Origin of the sequence: Herbaspirillum sp. B65 (genome assembly GCF_000333555.1) — a bacterium.
Classification (GTDB): Bacteria; Pseudomonadota; Gammaproteobacteria; order Burkholderiales; family Burkholderiaceae_D; genus Herbaspirillum; species Herbaspirillum rubrisubalbicans.
Genome location: NZ_BADI01000345.1, coordinates 1 through 2,507, shown reverse-complemented (window position 1 = coordinate 2,507; position 2,507 = coordinate 1). Strand labels below are relative to the sequence as shown.

General features: G+C 46.9%; 2 protein-coding genes. Both read left to right on the top strand.

The annotated features are described in order from the left end of the window. Nucleotides 1–1,201 (top strand): site-specific integrase (locus I5W_RS31990; RefSeq protein WP_044528914.1); only part of this gene is annotated, 1,201 nt, incomplete at its 5' end. A 70-nt stretch (nucleotides 1,202–1,271) separates the two neighbouring features. Continuing rightward, nucleotides 1,272–2,507: hypothetical protein (locus I5W_RS08620; protein WP_044528913.1), on the top strand; the 1,236-nt coding region annotated here is incomplete at its 3' end.

Below are 2,507 nucleotides of genomic sequence, written 5' to 3'. Positions count from 1 at the left end.
CGATGCAAACTTATATCTTTTGTCGAAAGCAAAGGAAGGTTGCAATGGGGCTACTCTTTCGAACATTGCGCAGGACTTGGCAAGTTACCGGCGTTTCCTCGATGAAGAGAGTTTGGATCCGCTTCACTTTCCGGCTCACAAACTTTACCGCCCAACCTATCGTTTTCGAGCGCGTTTGATCGCAAGCGCTGAGGCAGGAGAGTTGGGATGGCGAACCGCACAGCGGCGTATTCGAGCAGTGGTGGGGCTTTACTCCTGGGTCTTGGCGAATAAAAATGGAGAAATTGCTCATCCTCCATATATCGATAAGCTGGCCAGAATTTCCACCACCGACCGAAGCGGTGCGGTCCTTGTCAAAGAAGTAAAGAGCTCAGATCTTGTAATTAGCGTTAGTGGGGAAGAGGATCCTAATTCGGAATATATATGTGATGGAGGTAAGCTGCGTCCTCTCGCAATGCACGAACAGGAGGAGCTTGTCCGTGCTCTGGAGTCCTTAGGCAACACCGAGATGACTCTGTGCCATCTAGTCGCGCTGTTCTCGGGTGGGCGCATTCAAACGGTACTTACGCTAAGAAAGCATCTTTTCGATGCCAGCGTGCCGGATGGTGCTGCGGAAGTGCGAATGCCGACCGGGCCGAAATACGGAGTCGATACCAAATTCTCAAAGGCTAACGTGCTCTACATACCATCGTGGCTTTATCAGAGAGTTCAGGCTTATCTATTCTGTGACCGCTACAAAAAGCGGCAGGGAAAAGCGGTCAGCGATCTAGATAAGACCTTGGTCTTCTTGACTCGCTCCGGAGCACCAATGTATGACTGCAAGAGAAAAAGAGGTGATGTAGAGGTGGACGGTCAAATTCGCTACCACCGTGAGGGTGCCGTCGTGCGTATGTTTATTAGAAACTACGTGATCCCCAGGGTCAGGCAAACAATCCCAGATTTCTCATATCGTTTTCACGACCTTCGCGCCACTTTTGGAACGAACCTTTCAGATGCGCAAAACAAGTTGATTGGCGAAGGCAGAGTCTCATTTAGCCAAGCCTTGCAATATGTCCAAGCCAGGTTGGGGCACTCAAGTCCGCGTACAACGGAATTGTATCTTGACTATCGGAAGCGCTTAGATCGAATTCGCAATATTCAATCGAACTTCGAAAGCGAATTGCAGAGACTGGCGAAACTATCTCAGTCTGTGCCTGAATAAATATTGACCCGAACTTTGGACTGGCACCCTCTCAAAATCTCACGGGCGACGGTTACTTGATGAATCAAATATGCAAAAAATCATGCAACTTAGCAATCGTGAGCAGGCGAAAATCGTCGCACTAAAGGATATTGATTTTGCGGCGAATAAGCTGGAACACTGTCTCATAGATTTCGACGACGGGTGGCGAATCGATATTGGGTCCGTGTACTATCGTCATCGATGCCACAACGCACGTGGTCATAATCGCCCATGTTCAGTTGTCCTCGCATCGTTTGATGCAAAAAGAGGTGATGCCGTCAAACAGCTAGTCAGGTATCTCAAAGAACAATTCGAGCTAAAGCTACTTACGATCAAGTCTGTAGGTAACAACCTCGGATTCTTCATGCGATTTATTTCCTGGTGTGATCGCAACGATTACGGCAAGGCACTCTGGTCTCCGGTGGAAGCAGAAAAGGCTTTGCTTGCGTATAAAGCTTTTCAATGGGACCGTTTCCAGCGAAACCACATCGGATCGGTTTCTTATCGAAAAAGCCTTTATTACGTAGAACGACTAATTTCCAAGGCCTTTTCGGTGGACTATGTGGTAAAGAATTTCGTCGTGAAATGGATGCCAATTAACTTCCATGAAAAAGATGCTCCAGCGAATGAAGACCAGTCAAAATTGCTTGGTCTTTTTGAAATGCTTTTCATGGGATTTAGTCAGCTCTGCATTGAGAATAGACCCTTTCCAAACCGTATCTCAATGCCCGCATTTTTAGGATGGGAGGGTAACTCAATGTGGATTATGCCAACCCTCGCAGCCTTCTATTCACCGAAGTTGAGTAAGCCAAACGGAAACAGAATAAAGACATATCCTAAATTCTTCAATTACTTTGAAGGACGCGTCGCAAATGAGCAGGAGATTGCAGCGAGTTACACCCAAGGAGAGGGAATACCAAGGTGCAGAAGGATCAGAAATCGAGCAGAAGTCATACTTAAAGAAGCAAACTCGGATCCTCAGCATATATATCGCCGAAACCTCGCAACGATGGCCTGCGACGTTTTCTTCATGATGTTCCTAGCTGCGACAGGAATGAATCTTGCAGTCGCAAGAAACATCAAATGGAATGAGGAATCCCCGTCTAGAGGGCCGCAGCAAGGCTTTCATGAAATCAAAGTTCGGGCGAAAAACCGTCTGGTCCACTTCCATCTCACAAATCAATACCTCGGTTTTTTTAAGGAGTTTCTGAAACTGAGAGAATATCTTCTAGCTGGAAAGAAGAGCAGATATCTCTTCTTTTGCTATAGAAAGAGCTGGGTCGAA